At 65.5% G+C, this 20,855-nt stretch carries 16 protein-coding genes; 9 read left to right on the plus strand and 7 right to left on the minus strand.

Annotated features, from left to right (window positions below; genetic code table 11):
- Window positions 1–68: 68 nt before the first annotated feature.
- The 8 genes from A5756_RS00100 to A5756_RS00135 all read left to right on the plus strand — a co-directional run bounded on the left by A5756_RS00100 (window position 69) and on the right by A5756_RS00135 (window position 15,927).
- Window positions 69–2,861 carry a LuxR family transcriptional regulator gene (locus A5756_RS00100; RefSeq protein ID WP_066944875.1) on the plus strand — a complete coding sequence of 931 codons (2,793 nt, stop codon included), beginning with the start codon at window positions 69–71 and terminating at the stop codon, window positions 2,859–2,861.
- Between the two features lie 93 nt (window positions 2,862–2,954).
- Window positions 2,955–5,768: a LuxR family transcriptional regulator gene (locus tag A5756_RS00105; protein ID WP_066944879.1), complete on the plus strand. Its 2,814-nt coding sequence runs from the start codon at window positions 2,955–2,957 to the stop codon at window positions 5,766–5,768.
- A 454-nt stretch (window positions 5,769–6,222) separates the two neighbouring features.
- On the plus strand, window positions 6,223–7,326 hold the full coding sequence (locus A5756_RS00110; RefSeq protein ID WP_082959032.1) for an alpha/beta fold hydrolase: 1,104 nt from the start codon (window positions 6,223–6,225) through the stop codon (window positions 7,324–7,326).
- 1,032 nt (window positions 7,327–8,358) lie between these two features.
- Window positions 8,359–10,635, plus strand: coding sequence for a LuxR C-terminal-related transcriptional regulator (locus tag A5756_RS00115; RefSeq protein WP_066944887.1), 2,277 nt, complete (start codon window positions 8,359–8,361; stop codon window positions 10,633–10,635).
- A gap of 260 nt (window positions 10,636–10,895) precedes the next feature.
- Window positions 10,896–12,134 carry a thiolase family protein gene (locus tag A5756_RS00120; protein ID WP_066944893.1) on the plus strand — a complete coding sequence of 413 codons (1,239 nt, stop codon included), beginning with the start codon at window positions 10,896–10,898 and terminating at the stop codon, window positions 12,132–12,134.
- Between the two features lie 810 nt (window positions 12,135–12,944).
- Entirely contained in the window at window positions 12,945–13,499 is a 555-nt protein-coding gene (locus tag A5756_RS00125) for a DUF417 family protein (RefSeq protein WP_082948376.1), read from the plus strand.
- Between the two features lie 56 nt (window positions 13,500–13,555).
- The gene (gene lpdA, locus A5756_RS00130; RefSeq protein WP_156659091.1) at window positions 13,556–14,953 is read left to right on the plus strand and encodes a dihydrolipoyl dehydrogenase; all 1,398 of its coding nucleotides are present in this window, start codon (window positions 13,556–13,558) and stop codon (window positions 14,951–14,953) included.
- Window positions 14,950–15,927 (plus strand): NAD(P)/FAD-dependent oxidoreductase, encoded by a 978-nt coding sequence (locus A5756_RS00135; RefSeq protein ID WP_231989127.1) that lies wholly within the window; start codon window positions 14,950–14,952, stop codon window positions 15,925–15,927. The genes lpdA and A5756_RS00135 overlap by 4 nt, the downstream gene beginning before the upstream one ends.
- 15 nt (window positions 15,928–15,942) lie before the next feature.
- Here A5756_RS00135 and A5756_RS25150 read toward each other — a convergent pair whose 3' ends face one another.
- Window positions 15,943–16,407, minus strand: coding sequence for an ATP-binding protein (locus tag A5756_RS25150; RefSeq protein ID WP_231989128.1), 465 nt, complete (start codon window positions 16,405–16,407; stop codon window positions 15,943–15,945).
- Between the two features lie 163 nt (window positions 16,408–16,570).
- On the opposite strand from A5756_RS25150, the gene A5756_RS00145 reads away from it, so the two are divergent.
- Window positions 16,571–17,173, plus strand: coding sequence for a maleylpyruvate isomerase family mycothiol-dependent enzyme (locus tag A5756_RS00145; protein ID WP_231989129.1), 603 nt, complete (start codon window positions 16,571–16,573; stop codon window positions 17,171–17,173).
- Window positions 17,174–17,227: 54 nt separating this feature from the next.
- On the opposite strand, the gene A5756_RS00150 is transcribed toward A5756_RS00145, so the two are convergent.
- From A5756_RS00150 to A5756_RS00175, 6 genes are all read right to left on the minus strand, one after another.
- A complete protein-coding gene (locus A5756_RS00150) occupies window positions 17,228–17,770 on the minus strand; it encodes a DUF421 domain-containing protein (RefSeq protein WP_066944913.1) in 543 nt (180 codons plus the stop codon).
- An 86-nt stretch (window positions 17,771–17,856) separates the two neighbouring features.
- Window positions 17,857–18,285 carry a Rid family hydrolase gene (locus A5756_RS00155; RefSeq protein WP_082959033.1) on the minus strand — a complete coding sequence of 143 codons (429 nt, stop codon included), beginning with the start codon at window positions 18,283–18,285 and terminating at the stop codon, window positions 17,857–17,859.
- Between the two features lie 243 nt (window positions 18,286–18,528).
- Window positions 18,529–19,179 (minus strand): RraA family protein, encoded by a 651-nt coding sequence (locus tag A5756_RS00160; protein WP_066944919.1) that lies wholly within the window; start codon window positions 19,177–19,179, stop codon window positions 18,529–18,531.
- Window positions 19,179–19,448: a DUF6510 family protein gene (locus A5756_RS00165; protein ID WP_066944920.1), complete on the minus strand. Its 270-nt coding sequence runs from the start codon at window positions 19,446–19,448 to the stop codon at window positions 19,179–19,181. Before A5756_RS00165 ends, A5756_RS00160 begins: the two co-directional genes overlap by 1 nt.
- Window positions 19,445–20,215 (minus strand): ferredoxin reductase, encoded by a 771-nt coding sequence (locus A5756_RS00170; RefSeq protein WP_066944923.1) that lies wholly within the window; start codon window positions 20,213–20,215, stop codon window positions 19,445–19,447. Before A5756_RS00170 ends, A5756_RS00165 begins: the two co-directional genes overlap by 4 nt.
- On the minus strand, window positions 20,215–20,814 hold the full coding sequence (locus A5756_RS00175) for a sulfite oxidase-like oxidoreductase (RefSeq protein ID WP_066944926.1): 600 nt from the start codon (window positions 20,812–20,814) through the stop codon (window positions 20,215–20,217). Before A5756_RS00175 ends, A5756_RS00170 begins: the two co-directional genes overlap by 1 nt.
- Window positions 20,815–20,855: the final 41 nt, after the last annotated feature.

Here is a 20,855-nt window from a genome sequence, read left to right on the forward strand (position 1 = left end):
ACAACTGTGGACGATACAACGGGGAGGCCTTCCGCCCACCTGCTTCACGTCGGGGGGCGGCTGTTCGCGTGAGCACCGCCAGGACGTCGGGGAACGTGCGCATACCGCCGATTCGTGGGCGAACGGGCGAGCTGAAGGTGATCGACGCGCTGGTCGCGGCGCTGGCTCAGGGGCGCGGGGGCGTCCTGGTCATCGAGGGGCCGCCGGGCATCGGGAAGAGCCGCTTGTTGACCGAGGTCTTGGCGCGCGCCGAGGAAGCCGGTGTTCGGACACTATTCGGCGAGGCGTTCGAGTACCAGCAGACGGTGCCGTTTTTCTCGCTCTTCATGGCAACCCTGCGCGCGGATCCCCCTGTCGGCGATGCGGAAGCGTTGCGCCGCCTAGGCGGCTCGGCCGATCTGCGTTACTGGGTGGTACACGATCTGGCCGACGCGATTCATGCGGCAGCTGCGGAAATCCCGCTGGCGATTGTGCTGGAGGACATCCACTGGGCCGATACCGGCACGGCGTTGGCGCTGCGGTCGCTCGCCACAATGCGCCCGGATGTGCCTGTTTTGTGGGTGCTGACCGCCCGCGCCGGGGCTGGCGGGCCTGCGGTGCAGGAGACCTTGTCGGTGCTGGACCGCGCGAACGCCACGTTCGTGCGATTGGCCGCCATGGCGCCGGACGCCGTCGCCGACATGGTCTGCGACGCCGTGCGGGCGAGGGCAGATGCATCGCTATTGGATCTGGCCGCCAAGGCGCACGGCAATCCGTTTTTGGTCACCGAGCTGATCGGGGGTCTGGGCGAGGAAGGCCGGCTCAATCTCTCCGGGGGCCGTGCGATGGTCACCGGAGACGGGTTGCCGCGGCGCCTGGGCGCAACGATGCATCAGCGGCTCGACCTGCTCTCCGAGGGTGCTTCCGAGGTGGTGCGGGTGGCCGCGGTGCTGCCCGACCGGTTTTCGGCGGGCTTGCTGGCCGCGATGCTGGAACGGTCGCCCGCGTCGTTGCTCTCGGCGCTCGAGGAGGCGGTGCGCGCGGATCTGCTCGTGGAAGATGGTGAGCGGCTGAGGTTTCGGCATGACTTGCTGCGTGAGGCCACCCGGCAGTCGTTACCCCAGTCGCTGCGGCGAGCGATGGAGCGCCAGTCGGCCTCGGTCATGCTGGGCATGGGCGCGGCCCCGGCCGAGGTCGCCACCCAGCTGGCCCGAAGCGCGGAGCCCGGGGACAGGGAGGCGGTCGGTGCCCTGCGGCAGGCCGCTCAGTCGGTGGGCCGCGGCGATGCGAGTGCGGCCGCGGACTTGTGCAAGCGTGCGTTGGATTTGTTGCCCGACGATGACGCTGAGCACGGCTCACTGGTAGCTGAAACGGTGGAGTTGCTCAACCGGGCCAGCCGCTACGGCGAGGCCGAAGAATTGGCGGTCACCGCGCTCTCGGAGGCGGCGTCGCCGGAGGAGGAGGCGGAGATTCGCCTCCGGTTCCCGACGATCAATATGCACAGTGCCCAGCGGCGGGTCGAGGAGAATCGCCGAGCGCTGCAGTTGGGCGGCGTCAGCGAGGTCACCCGGGCGCGGCATCTGGCCTTGCTGGCCTACAACCTGCTCTACGACCAGCGTGGGCAAGAGCGCGCGGCGGCCGACGAGGCCGCTGCGGCTGCGGCAGCGACCGGCGATATCGAGTCCAAGATCGTGGCCGATGTCGCCCTCGCTTGTCTCGACTGTGCGGACGGCTATGCGGGCCGCGCCCTTCGCCGCCTCGAGGAGGCCGGCGCGCTCGCCCGCGCGAGTGATCCGACACCGGCCCATGACTTGCTTGCGGCGCACCACGCGAACCTGCTGGCGGTGGTCGGCCGGTTGGACGACGCCGCAGCCCAGATCGCCAACGGAATGGAGCAAGCCCGCCGGGAACGCAACGCGATGGCCCTTGATATCTGGGCCGACATCGACGCCTGGGTTCATCTCGCCGCGGGCCGGTTGTCCGCAGCTCGCGCCGAGGTTGAATCCCTGCCACGCCCGCGGCGGACAGGCGCGACCGACCTGGACGTGATCCGCATGGCGCTTCTGGCCAAAGTGGCGGCGCACACCGATGACCGAAACTTGCTGCAGCAGACGGCCAATGACGCTCGTAACGCGTACCCCACCGGCGCATCTACCGTACGTCGGGCAGCGGCACACGTGCTCGCGCTGGCAGCGTGGCAGCGCGACAACGTCCATGACGCGATGCGCTGGCTCGGCGACATCACCCTACTCGGGACACCACTCACGCCTGAGGTCTTGGATCTGGTTGCCTTGGGTGCGCGGGTGGCCTCGGCCGGCGGCGATGCCGGTTTACGCGCACGTGTCCTGCAGGCCACCGAGGCACTGGAGCGTGAGCGGTCACCGGTGCCGCTGTTCTCGGGGGTGGCCGGATATGCCCGCGGAATCCTCGAACGCGACGTCGACGCATTGGTGGCGGCCGCGGAGTTGCTTCACTCGTCGGCGCGGCCGCTCCTTTACGCAAGCGCGGCCGAGGATGCCGGCGGCGAGCTGAGCCATGAACAACGCAACGCTGAGGCGCTCGACCATCTCAACGCGGCATTCGACACCTACGTCGAGCACGAAGCGATTTCCGATGCCCGCCGGGTCGGCCGCGCGCTGCGCCGACAAGGCGTGGAACGGCGCATCGTCACCCACCAGCGCGCAGCAACCGGCTGGGACAGCCTCACCGACTCCGAACTCAAGGTCATCAACCTCATCGCACAAGGCGCGACCAACCGCGACGTCGCCACTGCACTGCACCTCTCGCCCCACACCGTCAAGACCCACGTCCACAACGCATTCGCCAAACTCGGCATCACATCCCGCGCCCAATTGACGCAGCTCATGCGGCCTTCGGATTGACCGACAGCAAATCTGGTCGATGCAGTGCACGGCCTACAATGACGTGCACTGCAATGCACAGTGCGGTGGACAATCCGCTAGACAGGACACCCGATGGGGTCTTCGACCGGCCTATTCGACGTCGGCGGCCAGCGCCTGGTCACTCCGCCGATTCGCGGGCGGGCAGACGAGCTGAAGGTGATCGGCGCGCTGCTCGCTGCGGTCGCCCAGGGGCACGGGGGCGTACTGGTCATCGAGGGGCCACCGGGAATCGGGAAGAGCCGCTTGCTGACCGAGGTTTTGGCACGCGCCGAGAAAGCCGGTGTTCGGGCACTATTCGGCGAGGCCTTCGAGTATCAGCAAACGGTGCCGTTCTTCTCGCTGTTCATGGCGACGCTGCGCGCCGATCCCCCGGTTGGAGACGCCGAGGCACTGCGCGAACTGGGCGGCTCGGCGGATCTGGGCTATTGGGTGGTCAACGATCTGCACAATGCGATCAATGCCGCGGCGGCGGAAACTCCGCTGGTGATCGTGTTGGAGGACCTTCACTGGGCCGATACGGGCACGCTGTTGGCACTGCGGTCGCTGGCCGCCGCAGGCCCGGATGCAGCGGTTTTGTGGGTCTTGACTGCCCGCACCGGGGCCGGTGGGCCGGCGGTGCAGGAAACCTTGTCGGTGCTGCACCGCGCGAACGCCACATTCGTACGATTGGGGGCCATGGCGCCGGATGCGGTCGCCGACATGGTTCAAGACGCGGTGCGGGCGACGGCGGATGAGTCTCTATTGACGCTGGCCGCCAAAGCGCACGGCAATCCATTCCTTGTCAGCGAGCTTGTGCAGGGTTTGGGCGAGGAGAACCGCCTGAACGTCAGCGGCGGACGGGCGATGGCCACCGGAGATGCGCTGCCGCGCCGGCTGGGCGTCGGTATGCAGCAGCGACTGGACCTGCTCTCCGAGGGTGCTTCGGAGGTGGTGCGGGTGGCCGCAGTGCTGCCCGACCGGTTCTCGGCGGGCTTGCTGGCCGCGATGCTGGACCGTCGGCCGGTCGCGTTGTTGTCGGCGCTCGAGGAGGCGGTGCGCGCGGACCTGTTCGTCGAAGACGGTGAGCAGTTGAGGTTTCGGCACGACCTGCTGCGTGAGGCCACCCGCCAGTGCTTGCCGCAGTCGCTGCGGCGGGCGATGGAACGCCAGTCGGCGTCGGTCATGCTGAGTATCGGCGCAGCCCCGGCCGAGGTGGCCACCCAGCTGGCGCGTAGCGCCGAGCCGGGGGACCGGGAGGCGATCGACGCGCTACGGCAAGCCGCCCAATCGGTTGGCCGCGGCGATGCGAGTGGGGCCGCGGACTTAAGCAGGCGCGCGTTGGAGCTGTTGCCAGCCGACGACGCTGAGCATGGATCGCTGGTCGCCGAAACGGTGGAGTGGCTCAATAGGGCCGGCCGCCACGGTGAGGCCGAAGAAATAGCAGTCGTGGCGCTCTCAGGGGTGGTCTCGCCCGAAGTCGAGGCCGAGATCCGCCTCCGGCTCCCGGCGCACACCAAGCACACCACCCAATGGCGGGCGGAGGAGAATCGCCGAGCGCTCGAGTTGAGCGACATCAGCGAGGTCACCCGCGCGCGGCACCTGGCGTGGCTGGCATACAACCTTGTGTTGCAGGACAAAAGGGGGCAACAGCGCACGGCAGCCGACGAGGCTGCCGCCGCCGCGGCAGCCACCGATGATCTCGAGGCCACGATCATGGCCGAGGTCACCCTCGCTTTGCTCGACATTGGTGAGGGGCACAGGGTCCGCGCCCTAGGCCGTCTCGAACAGCTTTGTTCGCTGGGCTACACGAATGATGCGGCCTTGGCGCATCACTATGCCGCAATGTACTTCGCAATCCTGCTGGCAGTGGTCGGCCGGTTGGACGACGCGACGACCCGGATCGCCGACGGCGCAGTGCAGGCCCGCCGGGAAGGCAACGCGATGGTCCTCAATATGTGGACTGTCATTGGTGGGATTGTTCACCTCGCTGCGGGCCGGTTGTCGGCCGCACGCGACGCGGCTGAGCCCCTGCCGTCCCCACAGCCGACAGGCGTGAGTGAGCCGGACCTGCTGCGCATCGTGATTATGGCTTCGGTGGCGGTGCGCACGGATGACCGAAACATGTTGCAGCAGATGACTAATGACGCACATGATGCCTACTCGAGCGGCTCACCTGCCATCCGTCGAGGAGCAGCGTATGTGCTCGCGCTGGCGGCTTGGCAGCGCGACGACGTTCATGAAGCGGTGCGCTGGCTCGGCGGCGACATCGCCCTACTCGGAACGCCACTGCAGGTCTATGCCTTGGATCGGCTGATCTTGAGTGCGCGGGTGGCCTCGGCCGCCGGTGATGCCGGCTTGCGCGCACGGGTCCTGCAGGCCACCGAGATGCTGGAGTGCGAGCGGCCCGCCGTGCCCGTGTTCTCTGGGGTCGCCGGATATGCCCGCGGGATACTCGAGCGTGATGCCGACGCATTGGTGGCTGCCGCGCAGTTGCTTCACTCGTCTTCGCGGCCGCTTCTGTACGCGGGCGCTGCCGAGGACGCCGGCGCCGAGCTGAGTCGCGCACAGCGCAATGCCGAAGCGCTCGACCAGCTGAACGCAGCATTCGACGCCTACATCGAGTGCGAAGCCATCGCCGATGCTCGCCGGGTCGGCCGCGCGCTGCGCCCACTAGGTGTGGAGCGCCGCATCGTCAGCCAACAGCGGGCTAAAACGGGCTGGGACAGCCTCACCGACTCCGAACTCAAGGTCATCAATCTCATCGCACAGGGCGCGACCAACCGCTCCGTCGCACAGCAACTCCATCTGTCCCCCCACACGGTGAAGACCCACGTGCACAACGCATTTGCCAAACTGGGCATTGCCTCCCGCGCCCAATTGGCGCGGCTGATGCGCGGCGCTGATTGACCAACACGTCAAATACGGGCGCCGCCTGGTACTAGACCCATCCGGCCCTAAACATCAATCCTCGGGCGATGGTTTTGCGCGGCCCGCACGACGACCGTGGTAGCCGACAACTGATCACGTTTTCACCCAAACCGACGGCCTGCTGGGCCACGCCCCGTGCGGGTGAGCACACAAGGGAATGAGCGAACAATGTTGAACGCGGTGCTTGGAATGCTGGCGATGGTGCCAGTGGCTTTCGGTCTTGCTGGGTACGCGATGGTGTCCCGATGACCGCCGGTCACGCCAGCTCGCCGAACCAGCAAGCAGGACCGTACATCTCGATGCGCACCCGTGCCGGGCTAGCTGAGCGGCAATGACGATGCCTGGCTGGATTCCTCGCCCGCGAAAAACTGCCATGCCCGGTAACGAAGCGATGACGCCCCAGACGCCGCCAACGCGATGCGGCCGTAGGCGAATGCGGACACGCCGATCGCTGGCCCGCGACCGCACAGTTACCACGAGCGATGGCGTCTCGCTGTCGGTTCGTGACTGGGGATCTGACACCGCCGGCCATACAGTCGTACTTCTCCACGGCTTTTGCTTGAACAAACAGTCTTGGAACATCCAGATGAGCCAGCTGATCGGTCGCTGGGGCAACAGCATCCGAATCATCAGCTACGACCACCGTGGTCACGGCGACTCCGGGAATGCGTCAATGCACACCTACCGGATCGACCGACTCGCCGACGACCTCGCCGAGTTGCTTGTCGCACTTGGTGTTACGGGCCCGGCCACCCTGGTCGGGCACTCGATGGGAGGCATGGCGGCCTTGGCCTATCTTCGCCGGCCGGCCAGCAAGCGTCCCGTTGAGCCGGAGAACCTTGTTCTCGTCGCGACCGCTGCGGGAAACCTCTGCTCGCATGGGCTGGGCCGGCTGCTGAGCACCCCCGCGACAAGCATGCTCTACCACCTCGTACACCGCATGCCCCGCGGGGGTACCGATGAGGTAGTCCAATTCCTCGCCCGGCCAGTCTGCGCGGCACTGACCCGATATGGCGGATACGGTGAAGCCGCGCCAAAATCGTTGGTCGCGATGTCCGCTGCCGCCATCAACGCCACCCCGTCAACTACCAAAGTCGGCTTCCTGCGCGGTCTGAAAGAGTACGACTGCACTCAAACCCTGAGCTCTGTCACGGCCAAAACAACCATCATCAGTGGAGGAGCGGACAGACTCACGCCGATGTGGCACGCCCGCGAGCTGGCCGACGCTATCCCCGGGGCGACGCTCATCCACCGGCCCACCGCAGGGCATACGCTTTTGCATGAAGTCCCACAAGTGGTCACCGGAGCCATCAGCTCCGCCATCGCCGCCGGCAGTCCGGCGCTCGCGGCCGGGAGCCAGGTAAGTCGGTTGGCACAGTCCGACGCCGTTACCCGGGGCATCGACCATGGTCGTTCTGGAGCGTGTGACCCCGCCGCGACCGCGGCGTCGGAAAGCCCGCCAGGCGACTTCCGCATCGACCATAGCGATTCGGCAGCCATGGCCTCGCCCGTTGACATTGAGGAGCGAGCGTCATGACCCGGCTAGGCACGGCCTCCGCCCTACTCGGAGTCTTCGCAGGCGATTACACGTCGGCAGCATGACCGTTCGGCGGGCTGGGGCTGCGTGAGCGCGTTCCAGCCCGCCGAATTCCATGTGCAAGGACTCAGTGCGAAGACCGCTTCTTTCGCCGCTCAGACGAGAGTTCCTGGCCGGCAATGACTCTGATCGCGTCACCCGCTTGCGATCTTTCTGAGAACTGCACTCCCCCTACACGCTGGCGACCCACGTGCACAATGCGTCGCCGAGCTCGACATCCGATCCGCGCGCCCAATTGGCGCAACTCATGCGCCGCTCGGATTGACCAGTCGGTCAATTATCAAGGTCACTAGCTATACACCGACCCGGTCCTAAAGATCACCCGCTGGGTGATGGTGACGGGCTGTCCGCGCTGCGAACGTAGTCATTGAGCTCTGGATCGCCGCGACCGCCGCCGCTCGACCAGGAACCGGCGCCGGAGAGCAATGACACAGAGGAATTGAGTAACGACGATGAGCGCGGTGTTGGGAATGTTGATGATTGATCCCAGTGGTGGTCGGCGTCGGGGGGTACGTGTTGGAGAACCGACGACCGTGAGCATGCGACGACGCCGAAGGGCAGACCCTCCGGCGCTACCACGGCGTCTCACTTTGAGACGTCCGATCACCTCATGTTGAGACGCTCACCATCCGCGCACCGCGGTGTCATCAGTTGCAGGAGTCATCCCATCGATGGGAAAAGAGGGGAAATACGGTGAGCGGGCACAGCGTGAGCGCGGCGCACAAGAAAATCCTCGAGCCGTTGGCGGCACTTGGGCCCGCCAGCCGGAACGGGCACCGCGGGCGTGCGGCGGAGGTAATCGAAGACAACAGGTCTGATTCAATAGGTTCACCGCGATTGCCGGGCAGAACGAGCCCGCCCGACCCTGCAGAGAACAATTGGGATGCCGAGACGCCAGCGCCCACCCAAGACGCGTCAACGCCTAGGCTTCCCGCCCGGCCGCTGGGGCCAACGAATTCGCGGAGTTCGGACATGACCGGCTCAGCCGGACGCAACGACAAACGCGCCGGAGAAGCCGCCGCGCGAGCAGTTCTGCTCGCGACGAAACTGAACGTCCCGGCCATCGGGGCCCAGCTCGTTCACCGGCCCGCCCTGCTCGACATACTGTCGGCGGGTCGCCGGCGCAAGCTGACCCTATTGAGTGCGCCGGCGGGCTGGGGCAAGACGACCGTGCTGGCGCAGTGGGCCCTGGCCGCGAGCGAGGACCAGCAGTTTGGCTGGCTGTCGCTTGATCCCTCCGATAACGACCCGGTGTGGTTTTGGATGTACGTGATCGCCGCGCTGCAGAAGATCAGTCCCGGGGTGGGGATTCGTGCGGTCGAACTCCTCGCGATGGGCGCCGACCCGGTGCAGGTCGTACTGCCTACCCTGCTCAATGATCTGGACACGATCGCCAGCCCGATGGTGCTCATCCTGGATGACTACCACCTGGTCATAAATCGAGCAGTTCATGAGCAGCTGGGATTTTTCATCAGCCGGTTGCCGGCGAACCTTCACATGGTCTTAGCAACGCGATCGGATCCTTTACTGCCGTTAGCGCGGCTGAGGGCCAGCGGCGACCTTGCCGAAGTGCGAACCGACGATTTACGTTTCGGGGCCGGTGAGGCGGAGCATCTGCTGAAGGATGTGCTCGGGTTGCACCTGGCTCAGGCGGATATTGAACTTTTGCATCGGCGCACCGAGGGGTGGGCGGCCGGGCTCTACCTCGCCGCCCTCTCGCTGGCCGGGCGTGCTGACACCGCCGCGTTCATCAAAACGTTCGCGGGGGACAACCGTCATATCGTCGACTACTTGATGGCCGAGGTGCTCGATGGTCAGCCGCCGCACCTGCGCAGCTTTTTGCTACGTACCTCGGTCTTGGGACGGCTCAGCGGTGCGCTCTGCGACGCCACGCTGCAAACCTCCGGCTCGGCCTCGGTCTTGGAGAAGACCGAACGCGAAAACCTGTTTGTGGCGCCGCTGGACACATCGCGTCACTGGTACCGATATCACCAGCTGTTCGGAGAGTTGCTGCGCACCGAGCTGCGTCGCACCGAGCCGGAGCTCGTCGCTGATCTGCACCGACGAGCCGCGACCTGGTTCGAGGCCGAGGGCCTCATCGACGAGGCGGTGCGCCACCTGGTCGCCGGCGGTGACATCGCCCGCAGTGCTGATCTGATCGCCGCGGACTGGGCCGACGAATTCAACGGGGGCGGCGTGTCGACCGTCTCCGGTTTGCTTGATCTGCTTCCCGAGGAGACCGTTCTACAGGATCCGCGGCTCAGCGTAGCCCGCGCCTGGATCGCCCTAAGCGTCGGTGAACTCGATGACGCTGCCGAGTGGATCGAGGCAGTCGAGACCCGAGCCGCGGACGACACCGAAGATGGCGGCACCATCAGCGCTCAAGTCGTCGTGTTGCGCGCGGTTCACTCGTTCAAGACGGCTGACGTCGCCACGGCGCTTGAGACAGCTCGCCGGGCGATCACCCTCGATCTCGGCGAAGTGCCGCTGGGCCGATCGAGCGCCTACTGCATTTATGGATCCGCGCTGTACTTTTCGGGCAGCACCCACGAGGCACAAGCCGCCTTCGAGCGAGCCGTAAAGCTGGCCGAGAAGGGGGGCGCTCGTCGCGCCCGAATCTATGCGTTGGGCCATCTGGCACTGATTTCGGCCGAACATGGCCAGCTCGATGACGCCGAACGTCAGATCCGCCGGGCGTCCGGCAGTTCACGGGACCTGGCGGATGCGGAACACCTCGTGGACGTGATGGTGTCGCTCGCCACGGCCGAGATCCTCCGTATGCGCGGTGACGCGGCTGCAGCAGTGGCCGCCGCCGACATGGCCGTCGTGGCGGCCCGCCAAGGTGGAGCAATCCTGGAGGTGGCCAAGGCGCTGTCGGCCAGAGCGGAGATCTTCAAGGATCACGGCGACCACCACACCGCGAAAGCCATCCTCGAAGAGGTCGGCACCCTGGTGCGCGATTGCGCGGACGCTGGCATCTGCTCAACGTTGCTCGCATCGGCCGGGCGAAGTGCCGGCGCCACAGTGCCTTCGCGAAACGAGGGATACGCGTTCCATGAGGAACTGACCCCCAAGGAGCTTGAGGTTCTTCGCCTGCTCGCCACCCGGTTATCGCGACGTGAGATCGGTGCGCGGCTTTACGTCTCGCTCAATACCGTGAAGACCCACCAGCGCGCGCTGTACCGCAAGCTCCGCGTCGAGCACCGCAGCGCGGCGGTCAGCCGAGCGCGAGAACTCGGCCTCTTGTAGTTCGTCCGCCGGCGCCCCCCAGATGCGGCCGGTCACGAATCGTCGTGTCTGAGAACGCCTCGCGTTATTCACCCGGGCGAACAGACGGTTGGGGTGACGACGGTTCACCCCACGCGGGCGCAGCCTCATAGAAGAGCGACGGCCCAGCCGCAGACAGGGGAACCGGGAAGGGAGCCGGGACATGCTTACGGGCTTCGAGACCAAAAAGGTCGGCGATGCCGCCATGAGGCCGCAGGCCCGGGCAAGGTTGTTGAGCCGCGATGACTGAGGCATATGTGTTGGGCGGTGTACGAACCCCGTTCACCCGCTATGGCGGCACGCTGTCGGGCATTCGCGCCGATGACTTGCTGGGTATGACGATGAAGGGCGCCTGCGACCGGCTGGGTGTGCCGCTCGATGCCGTGGAAGACATCGTGGCAGGCTGCGTGAACCCTGCTCACGAGGGCATGGGCGATGTCGCCCGTTGGGCGGCGTTGGCTGCCGGATTTCCCGACACCGCGGCCGGATCCACCGTGAACAGATTTTGTGGATCATCACTAGGCGCAGCGGTGACCATCAGCCACGCGATCAAGGCCGGCGACCTCGGGTTAGGTATCGCGTGTGGAGTCGAGTCGATGTCTCGATCGGGGTGGGCGCTGATGAAGGGCGACGCCGCGTTCAGTCCCCGAGGTCCGGTTCTCATGCTTGACACCATGTGGAGCGGCGCTGGAGGACCGCCCAACCCGGTGCTGCTGGCCCGCAACGCCTACATCAGCATGATCGAGACCGCGCAGAACATCGCCGACCGCTACTCCCTGAACCGCAACGAGATCGACGCCTTCGCAGTGCGATCCCAGCAACATGCGAAGGCTGCTCGCGATCGAGGTCGGCTGGCCAAAGAGATTATGCCCGTGCCGATCCCGGCGACGAAAAAGATACCTGCCCGGCTGGCAGAGCATGATGAGTTCATCCGCGATGACACGACTGCCGAGGCGCTGGCAGCTTTGCCGGCCCAGCCCGGCACGACCCAAATGACGGCGGCGAACTCCTCGCCTCTAAGTGATGGCGCCAGTGCCGTAGTCATCGCTTCCGGGGAGCGAGCCAACGAACTCGGCATCGAGCCGTTAGCCCGAGTGGTATCCAGTGCGGTCTACGGCATCGACCCCCTCATCATGGGCGTGGCACCCGCATGGGCGATCCCGGCCGCGATCCGCCGGGCAGGGCTATCTCCCGAGCAGATCGACGTGTGGGAGGTGCACGAGGCGTTCAGCGCCCAGGCGCTCGGCGTACTGCGGGAGTTGCCAAACCAGCTGAATGGTTTCGCGGTTCCCGACGACAAGCTGACACCCAATGGCGGCGCCGTTGCGATCGGACATCCCTTCGGGGCTACGGGAACTCGCTATTTGTTGACGCTGGCGACCGAATTGCGTGAGACAGGCGCCCGTTATGGGGTGATTGGTATCTGTATCGGCTCGGGCCAGGCGGTAGCAGTGGTTCTGGAAAATGTTGGCGCAGAATAAAAGATGTATTGCGCGTAGCCGGCCGAACCTGCAAGAGCGAGTACACCCCGAACCACGCTAGACCGCACTGCTGGCGCTATGCGTCGAGCCGACCTGGCCTCCCCGCGCCGACACTGACAACACCCCCGTCATCTCCGTGAGAGATTTCTGGGCCACCCATATCGCGAGAGCCGGACATTCGGTAGGCAGCAACCGAGTTGTGGCACGAAGCCGCCCCTCGGCGCCGACCCCCGGTGGTCTTCACCCGGGTGAATCGGTTTCGAGGGTGATCCCATCTCACCCGGCCCGGCAGCAAGCTCGTAGTCGCCAAAGCGTTGCGGATCCTTGCCGCGCACGCACCCCCCTCCGGCAGAGCTGCTGTTCTCGCCGGCGGGGTCGCAGGACACCGTAGCCGAACCACGACGACGTCGGACAACCAAGAAGGGGCTCCAGTCGGTGAACCCGAGAACAGCACGGCGGCTTTGCGGAGGACAGTTGCCGCGCCGGCGGCTTACGAGTCGGGTTGCCCTTCACGTCGACAACGCCACCCCGAACCGGCGCTGCGGACACTGGCTGGTGATCTGATGGCGGCGGCATCGAACGTGGTTGTCGTCGGTGGCGCTGATGTCCCCGGTTCAACCTATATGCCCAGCCGCACAGGCCGCCTCAGCGCTGAAGTCGGTCGGAATGTCGTGCTCACCGAGCACTTCGTGACGGCGTTGGCCAGCTGAGTGGGACGCACACCTCAGGCCGCGGCGATGTGCGTGCGCGTGCGGAACCGCCGATTGTGGCGTATGGCCCAGTAATTGCTAACGAAGGGAGACGGATCTGATGGCTGTGAGCGAGACCAATGAGGCCAGTCGACGGACAAATCGTGTGTTACGAGTCGGAGCCGCACCACTCATCGCGCGGTACGGGCTGGTCGTCGTCATATCCTGGTTCGGCGCAATGAAATTCACCTACTACGAGTCCCACGGCGTTTCACCCTTCGTGGCCCACAGCCCATTTTTAGGCTGGGTCTATCACATCATGTCGATCAGCGCGTTCGGCCGAGTGTTGGGGACGGCAGAGTTGGTGACGGCAGCGTTGCTTGCGTTGAGGCCGTGGCATCCGAAGGCTTCGGTGATCGGCGCTGTGTTGGCAACGGCGTTCTTCCTCGGCACGCTCAGTTTTATGGTCAGCACCCCCGGGATTGGTGAACCTACCGCGGGTGGCTTCCCCGTCCTGTCGGCCAATGGTGAATTCCTCATGAAAGACATCGCGCTGCTGGGCTTGGCCCTGTGGCTGTTGGCGGACTCCATCGCCGCAACTCGACAACGTCGGCCTGACTCTCGGCCCGCGACCACAGCGGGCACCGGCGCCGGCGCCCCCGCTGTCGAGAGATGAACCGCGCAGCCGCTCTACTCATCACCACAGGAAGGCGCCGAGCGATGAGCACACCAATCCCCCGCCATTATGACCTGGTGGTCGTGGGGGCCGGCTCGGGCGGATACGTCGCCGGCATTCGCGCGGCCCAACTCGGTATGACCGTCGCGATCATCGAAGAACGCTACTGGGGCGGGGTTTGCCTCAACACCGGGTGTGTACCGTCAAAAGCCCTGCTGCGCAATGCCGAGATCGCCTCCATCCTGACCCATCAGGCAGACGAGTTCGGTATCCGCGGCGACATCCAACTCGACTACGCCCGTGCCGTGTCACGCAGCCGCGAAGTCAGCGAGGCCCGGGTCCGGGGCGTGCACTTCCTGATGCGCAAAAACAAGATCACCGAAATCGACGGTCGTGGCCACTTCAGCAGCTCGCACACGCTCGACGTACAGCTATGTGACGGCGGCACCACCAGCGTCCGCTTCGACAACGCCATCATCGCCACAGGCTCACGGGTGCGGATGCTGCCGGGGGTCACCCTCAGCGACAACATCGTGACCTACGAGCAGCAGATCCTCGACGCAACAACACCCGAGTCCATCATCATCATCGGCGCCGGTGGAATAGGCATGGAGTTTGCCTACATCCTCAACAGCTATGGCGTTGACGTCCAAATTCTCGAGTACGCCGATCGCGCACTCCCCAACGAAGACGCCGACGTGTCAAAGGAATTGACCCGTCAGTACCGACGGCGCGGAATCCCCATCCGTACGAACACCCGGGTGGGCTCGGTGATCGACCACGGCAACCACGTCACCGTTACCCACCATGACCGCAACGGCCACACCACCTCAGTCGACGCCGCCCGCGCGTTCATCTGTATCGGATTTTGTCCTAACGTCGAAAATCTTGGCCTCGACAAGCTCGGTGTACGACTCACGACAGGTGGGGCGATCGACATCGACGACCGCATGCGCACCTCGGCTCGCCATATCTTCGCGATCGGCGATGTCACCGCCAAAGTTCAACTCGCCCATGTCGCCTCGGCCCAAGGAGTCATCGCTGCCGAAACCATCGCCGGCGCCCCGACCATGCCCTTGGACTACCGCATGATGCCGCGCGTGACGTTCTGTCAACCCCAAGTCGCCAGCTTCGGCTACACCGAAGACCAGGCCCGCGCCAGCGGTTACGACATACGGGTAGCCACTTTCCCCATGCAGGCCAGCGCCAAAGCACACGGACTAGGCGAGCGCGCAGGCTTTATCAAAATCATCGCCGATACCGCGCACGGCGAGCTACTTGGGGCCCACCTCGTCGGCGCCGAAGTCAGCGAGCTACTCCCCGAGCTCACCGCCGCCCAACTCTGGGACCTGACCGCGGCCGAGCTGGCCCGCAATGTGCACACCCACCCCACGCTGGGCGAGGGACTACAGGAATGCTTTCACGCTCTGACCGGCCATGCCATCAACCTGTGACGCCGACAGCGAGCCGGGTTCGTGATGTCATCATCGTCGGGTCGGGACCAGCCGGGTACACGGCGGCGATCTACACGGCTCGGGCCGGGCTGGACACCCTTGTCATCGAAGGACACGAGCCCGGCGGTGCCCTGCTGGCCGCCGGGCCGGTAGACAACTACCCCGGTGTGGGCCCATTCGTCTCGGGTCCGGCGCTGGCTGACGCGATGCGGCGACAAGCACAGCACTTCGGCGCAGAGTTACGCCCGGGCTACGTCGACAGATTCGCTCTCGGCGACGAGCCCAAGACGGTCAGCATGAGCGATGACCGGCACCACGGCCGTGCCCTGATTCTTGCCATGGGCTCGGCCCCCCGGTCCCTCAAAGTGCCGGGCGAACGCGGGCTCATCGGCGTAAGCACCAGCGCGAAACGCGACGGCGCACAGTTCACCGGACGTGACGTCGCCGTCATCGGCGGGGGCGACGGTGCCGTTGAAGAGGCGCTCTTCCTTGCGCCGCTGGCCCGCCACGTCACCCTCATCCACCATCGCCCCCGACTCCGGGCATCAGCCATCGCCGTCGCTCGTCTGCGGGATCATCCCAACGTCGCGATCCTGACATCCATTGAGGTAGTGGCCCTACTCGGTGGCCCACACGTCAGCGGGGTGCGCATCCGCAGCACGCGCCACGCCGGCGATTCCACCATCGCGGCCGCGGCCGTCTTCGTCGCTGTCGGCCAGACGCCGTGCTCAGATCTCCTGATCGGACTCGTCGACCTCGATGCCGGCGGCCACATCCTGACCAAAGGCGCTACGACATGTACCTCCGCGGAGGGCGTATTCGCTGCCGGCGACCTGATCGACCGCCGCTACCGCCAAGCAGTCACCGCCGCCGCCAGCGGCTGCGCGGCTGCACTCGATGCCCAGCGCTGGCTGAGTCACCCGCATTGTCTCCCATCGGATTCCATCGCCAGGAAGGGAAAGATCCCTTCATGATCGGACCGCGGCCCATCACCGTGACCGATTACCACGGCATCTGCCGGCCCATCCGTGCCTTACCCGCAATGTCGGTCTGCGGCCTAGCCGACCCGTTTGCCTCGGGTGGTGGTTCTGCTGGTGCGTAGTCGGTAGGACTTGGTGCCGGTGTCGATGATGTGGGCGTTGAATGTGACGCGGTCGACGATGGCGGCGACCAGGCGCGGGTCGGAAGACGGTGCCCCATTCGCTGAAGGGCAGGTTGGTAACGATCGAGACCCAGGCGCGATCTTCGCGTTCGGTGATGATCTGGAAGAGCAATTCCGCTCCGCGAGAGTCGATTTGGACGTATCCGATCTCGTCGAGGCAGAGCAGATCCAGGCGTCCGTAGCCAGCCACGACGCGCGACAGGATCCGTTCGTCGGCGGCTTCGACGAGTTCGGTGACCAGTTGCGCGGTGGTGATGTAGCGGGCCCCGCGGCCTTGTTCGCAGGCCGCCAACCCCAGCCCGATGAGCAGGCTCGTTGATGAAGTAGGAGCGGAACACCCGCTCGCCAGCCTGATCGGTCAAGGCGGCGCTGCCCTCATGGACACAGGGCGCGCGCAAGTGACAGACTGCTGTCCACCGACGGGCTTAGGAAGTGATGCCGTGGATGGTCTTGAGATGGCCACCGCCGAACGCACGGACCTAGCTGATCTTCTGGAGACTCTGACGCCCGGGCAGTGGGAGGCGCCGTCGCTTTGTGAGGGCTGGCGGGTACGGGACGTGGTCGCTCACGTCATGAGCTTCGACGGGGTCAGTCTTCTCGGCATGTTTCGCCGCGCCATCCGGGGTCGGATCCTCCACATCAACCAGGTGGTTGTTGACGAACTCGCATCCCTCACTACCGAACAGCTCCTCCACAGGCTGCGGGCTCATCTGAAGCCACAGGGGCTGGCCACTATTCTCGGGGGCCGACTCGCCCTGCTCGACGTCACCATCCATCATCAGGACATCCGCCGTCCGCTGGGTATGCCTCGCCAGATCCCGGCTGAACGGCTGCGGTGGGTCCTGGGGGCCAGCTTGTGCAGCCCCGAACTGCCGGCGTGGCGCCTCGCCCGCGGTATACGCCTGACCCCGACCGACCTGGACTGGACTCACGGCTCGGGACCGGAAGTCACAGGACCGGCAGAAGCCGTGCTGATGGCGATCACCGGCCGGCGAAGTGCCATCGGGGAGCTGGCGGGCCCAGGGCAGCCGGTGCTGGCCGGTCGGCTCGCCCGCTGAGCCCAGTCGAGGTGGCAAGCGCACGTGGGGGGAATCGCGGGCCGGCCCTGTGTGTCATTCGCACCCTCTTCCCACCAGCGCATCCGGGGCGGCGGCGTTGGGATCCGTGACCCTCTCATCCTTGAACAGAATGGAGATCGCGCCTTTGGCTTCGAAGATCGCGAGGTGAATACGATCCGAGCTTTCGTGTCCGTGCTGTCGTAGCACAGCCTCGAGATCGGCAGTGGTTAGTCCGCATCGACGCAGGTTGCGTCGGTCGACGTGTCCGTTGCGGATCAGCACTTTCAGGGGCGGATCGATGAAACGTCGAATCGCCGGAATGAAGCGCAATCTCGCTAGTACCGCGTGGGCGGCAAGAAGGCTAATGAGCGCCGCGGTTGCGTTGAGCCACGAGGTATCGCTGGCAGTAGCAGCCCGACCGACGACGGCTCCGGCGGCCACTGCAGCGATCCAGTCGAATGGCGCGAATTCGGCGAGGGTGCGGCGCTCCATGAACCGAAACAGGATCGCAGCCGTGAGGAACAGCGCTGCGGCTTTGATCGCGGCATCGACGGCACCGAGCTGGTCACCGATCAGGGCTTGGAGTATTCGGTCCACGCCTGCCTCCGTTTCAGGGGTGAGTCATCGACTTTTGCCGCCTTATGCGCCGGCCTGTCCGGCGCTTCGCGACCTGGTGCCGACGTCTACTTGCCGCCGGATCCGACGATGGCGACGACCTCGATCTCGACGCGCTGGTTGGGCAGTGCGAGCGCCTCGACGCCCACCGCGGTCCACAACGGGAGCCTTTCGCCGAACCGCTTGCCGAACTGGTCCACCATCACTGACATGTGCTCATCACCGATGGATTCATCGGCCGTGGGGACATGGTAGGAGTGAATGTTCACGACGTCGCTCCAGCGGGCACCCGCCTCAGCGAGGGTCCTTTCAACGTTTTCGCACGCCTTGACGATCTCGTCCTCCAGGGATGTGGGCGACAAGGTGAAGTCTGCGTCCCAGCCGCCTTGGCCGGAGATCTCGATGCGATCGCCGATGCGTAGAGCTTGGCTGTAGTGGTTGCGGGTACGGGCGATCTCGCCGTATCCAGGGGTGTCGAAGAATTCGGGCGTGGCCATGCGGGGGTTTCCTCTCATCATTGATTCTTGGAGCCATGGTTGTTGCGATTGATGTGCTGTCGGGGAAGCGTCGTCGGTCCGGCCGTTGGGTGGTCATTGCCCAGATCAACGACCACTGTCGGTGCGCATCGGGTGAGATGTCCTCATCCGGCTGTGCAATTCACCCGGGTGGACGCCGGCGAGAAGACGGATCTGCGGTTGAAGCGCCCAGGACACTGCAATGGTTCCCCGACCGAAGACCGCTCAATTCTCATTGCCTCCCAGCGTGGTTGAGGTTTCGTCTCTGATGCTGGCGATCGCCGCCGCGTCCTCCACCGCGACCTGGTTGGCGGCCCGTAGGACAGCGCGCACATCGCCGGCGGGTATGACCGCGGCGCCGGAGCCATCGGCGAAGACGTAGTCGCCGGGACGGACCGCCACCCCGGCGATCACGACTGGACGGTTCACCTCATAGGGAGTGACGGTGTCGCCGCCCCACCGCGTTGTTTCGCCTCGGCAATAGATGGCCAGGTCGAAGCGTTCGAGCTCGGCGAAGTCGCGTAGCCGCCCGTCGGTCAGAATGCCGGCGAGCCGGTGGTTTCTGACACGGGATAGCTTTGTCCCGCCGCCCAGTGACGCATCGGTGTAGCCGTTGCTGGCCAGAACCAGCACGCGCCCGTCGGCGCCGCCTTCGATCGCGTCGTAGAACAACCTCTTGAAGTTGTAGCGCTCGGGCGGGAGAGCGGCGCGGCACGCGGGAAAGAAGGAGATGGTCACGGCGGGGCCGAAGAGCCGGCGTCCGGGAGTGGGACTCACCAGGTCCAGGAGATGACACCGATGTCGGTGCAGCCGCCCCATGGCGTCCACGATGTCGGCAGTGCGCACCCGACCGGCGAGTGCGTCGAGGGACTCCATCAGCTCTGGATCGGGACACGCCAGGACTGGGCGCCGCGGAAGTCGAGCCACACACCGGTGGGCGTTTGCACAAGCCGGGCCAGGACGGTTCCGCAGCACGGGCAGCGCACCACGATGCCGGGCCCGCGGTGATAGACGTGACTTTCGGCGAAGACCCTGGCGCGACAACATTTCCCGCATGTCAACGTCACGGTGGTGACATCGAATCCCAGCACTTCTGCGAAGGCGCCCGCGGCCGCGTTACCGTCGACGTGTGTTGGTTCGGTCATGACTTATCGTTCCTTCGTTCGTTGCTCGGGCCGAACCGCTCGGTCCGGATGGCGGACGGCTGATGCCCCTGCTCGATCAACGTCGCGGTGACCGATTCCACAAATCCGGTTGGACCGCAGACGTAGACGTGCCCACCGTCGGCGGGCACCCACTCCTTCGGCGCGAGGTCAGCGGGGCGGACCCGGCCGGCCGGCCGGATGGTCTGCGGCGCAGCCACCCTGGTGTAGACCAGCGCGATCTGCAGCCAGTCACATTCGCGCTCGAGCCGCTCCAGCTCTTGGGCGTAGTACACGTCGTCCGGACTGCGAACCGAATAGACCAACCGAAAGTCGGCGCTGCCCACCACTACCCGCTGTCGCAGCATCGCCATCAATGGCACGATTCCCGATCCGCCGCCGACGAGCAGGACCCGAACGTCCTCGTCAGGCCGCCAGGCGAACCAGCCGCCGATGGGTCCGCGGAGTTCGATCTCGTCTCCGGCAACAAGCCCGGTGAGGTAGGGCGAGACTTCCCCGTCGTCAATCCGCTGCACAGTGAGCTCGATGCGCTCACCGTCGGCCGGTCTGCTGAGTGAATAGCTGCGTTGCGCGCTGTACCCGTCCTCAGCGGTCAGCTTGAGATCAATGTGCTGGCCGGACAAGTGGCCGCCCCAGCCCGGCACGGCCAGCCCGATCGTTTGCGCCGACCCGGTCTCGGGCTTAGAGTGCACCACACGCGCGACCCGCCAGCGCAACTTCGGTTCCGCGTGGGAGTCCACAGCCGTCATCAATCCCCGGCGTAGCGTTGTTCGCGCCACGGGTCGCCGTAGCTGTGGTAGCCCAAACACTCCCAGAATCCAGGTGCGTCGCTGTCGCGCAGCTCAATGGATCTAACCCACTTAGCCGACTTCCAGAAATACAGGTGTGGCACCAACAGTCGCGCCGGACCTCCGTGTATCGCGCTAAGCGGTGCGCCCTGGTACGCGTAAACGATCCAAGCCCTCCCGCCACGAAGATCGCGCAGCGGGAGGTTGGTGGTGTAGCCGCCGTAGGAGCCGACCAGTGCGAATCCTGCAGTGGTGTCGATTGATTCGAAAAGTGTGTCCAGAGAAACGCCTTCCCATTCGGTGTCAAGCTTGGACCAGGTGGTGACGCAGTGGATGTCCACGCTGAGCCGCTCGCTGCGCAGGAGCTTGAGCTGTGCCCAAGTCCACGACTGTTCGGCGCCGAGCTCGTTGCGAATGGTGAATCGCCAGTCATCGAGATCGATCCGCGGAGTCGGTCCTGCTTGCAGGACAGGGAAGTCCGCGGTCAGATGTTGCCCGGGTGGCAGCTCGCGGGCGGCCTCACCGCGTCGCCCGCGAAAGCCCTTGTTGACGACGCTCATTGGTGCTCCGTTTCGTGGTGGTGATCATCCCAAATAGAGCC

Source organism: Mycobacterium sp. 852002-53434_SCH5985345, from assembly GCF_001667155.1.
Lineage (GTDB): Bacteria > Actinomycetota > Actinomycetes > Mycobacteriales > Mycobacteriaceae > Mycobacterium.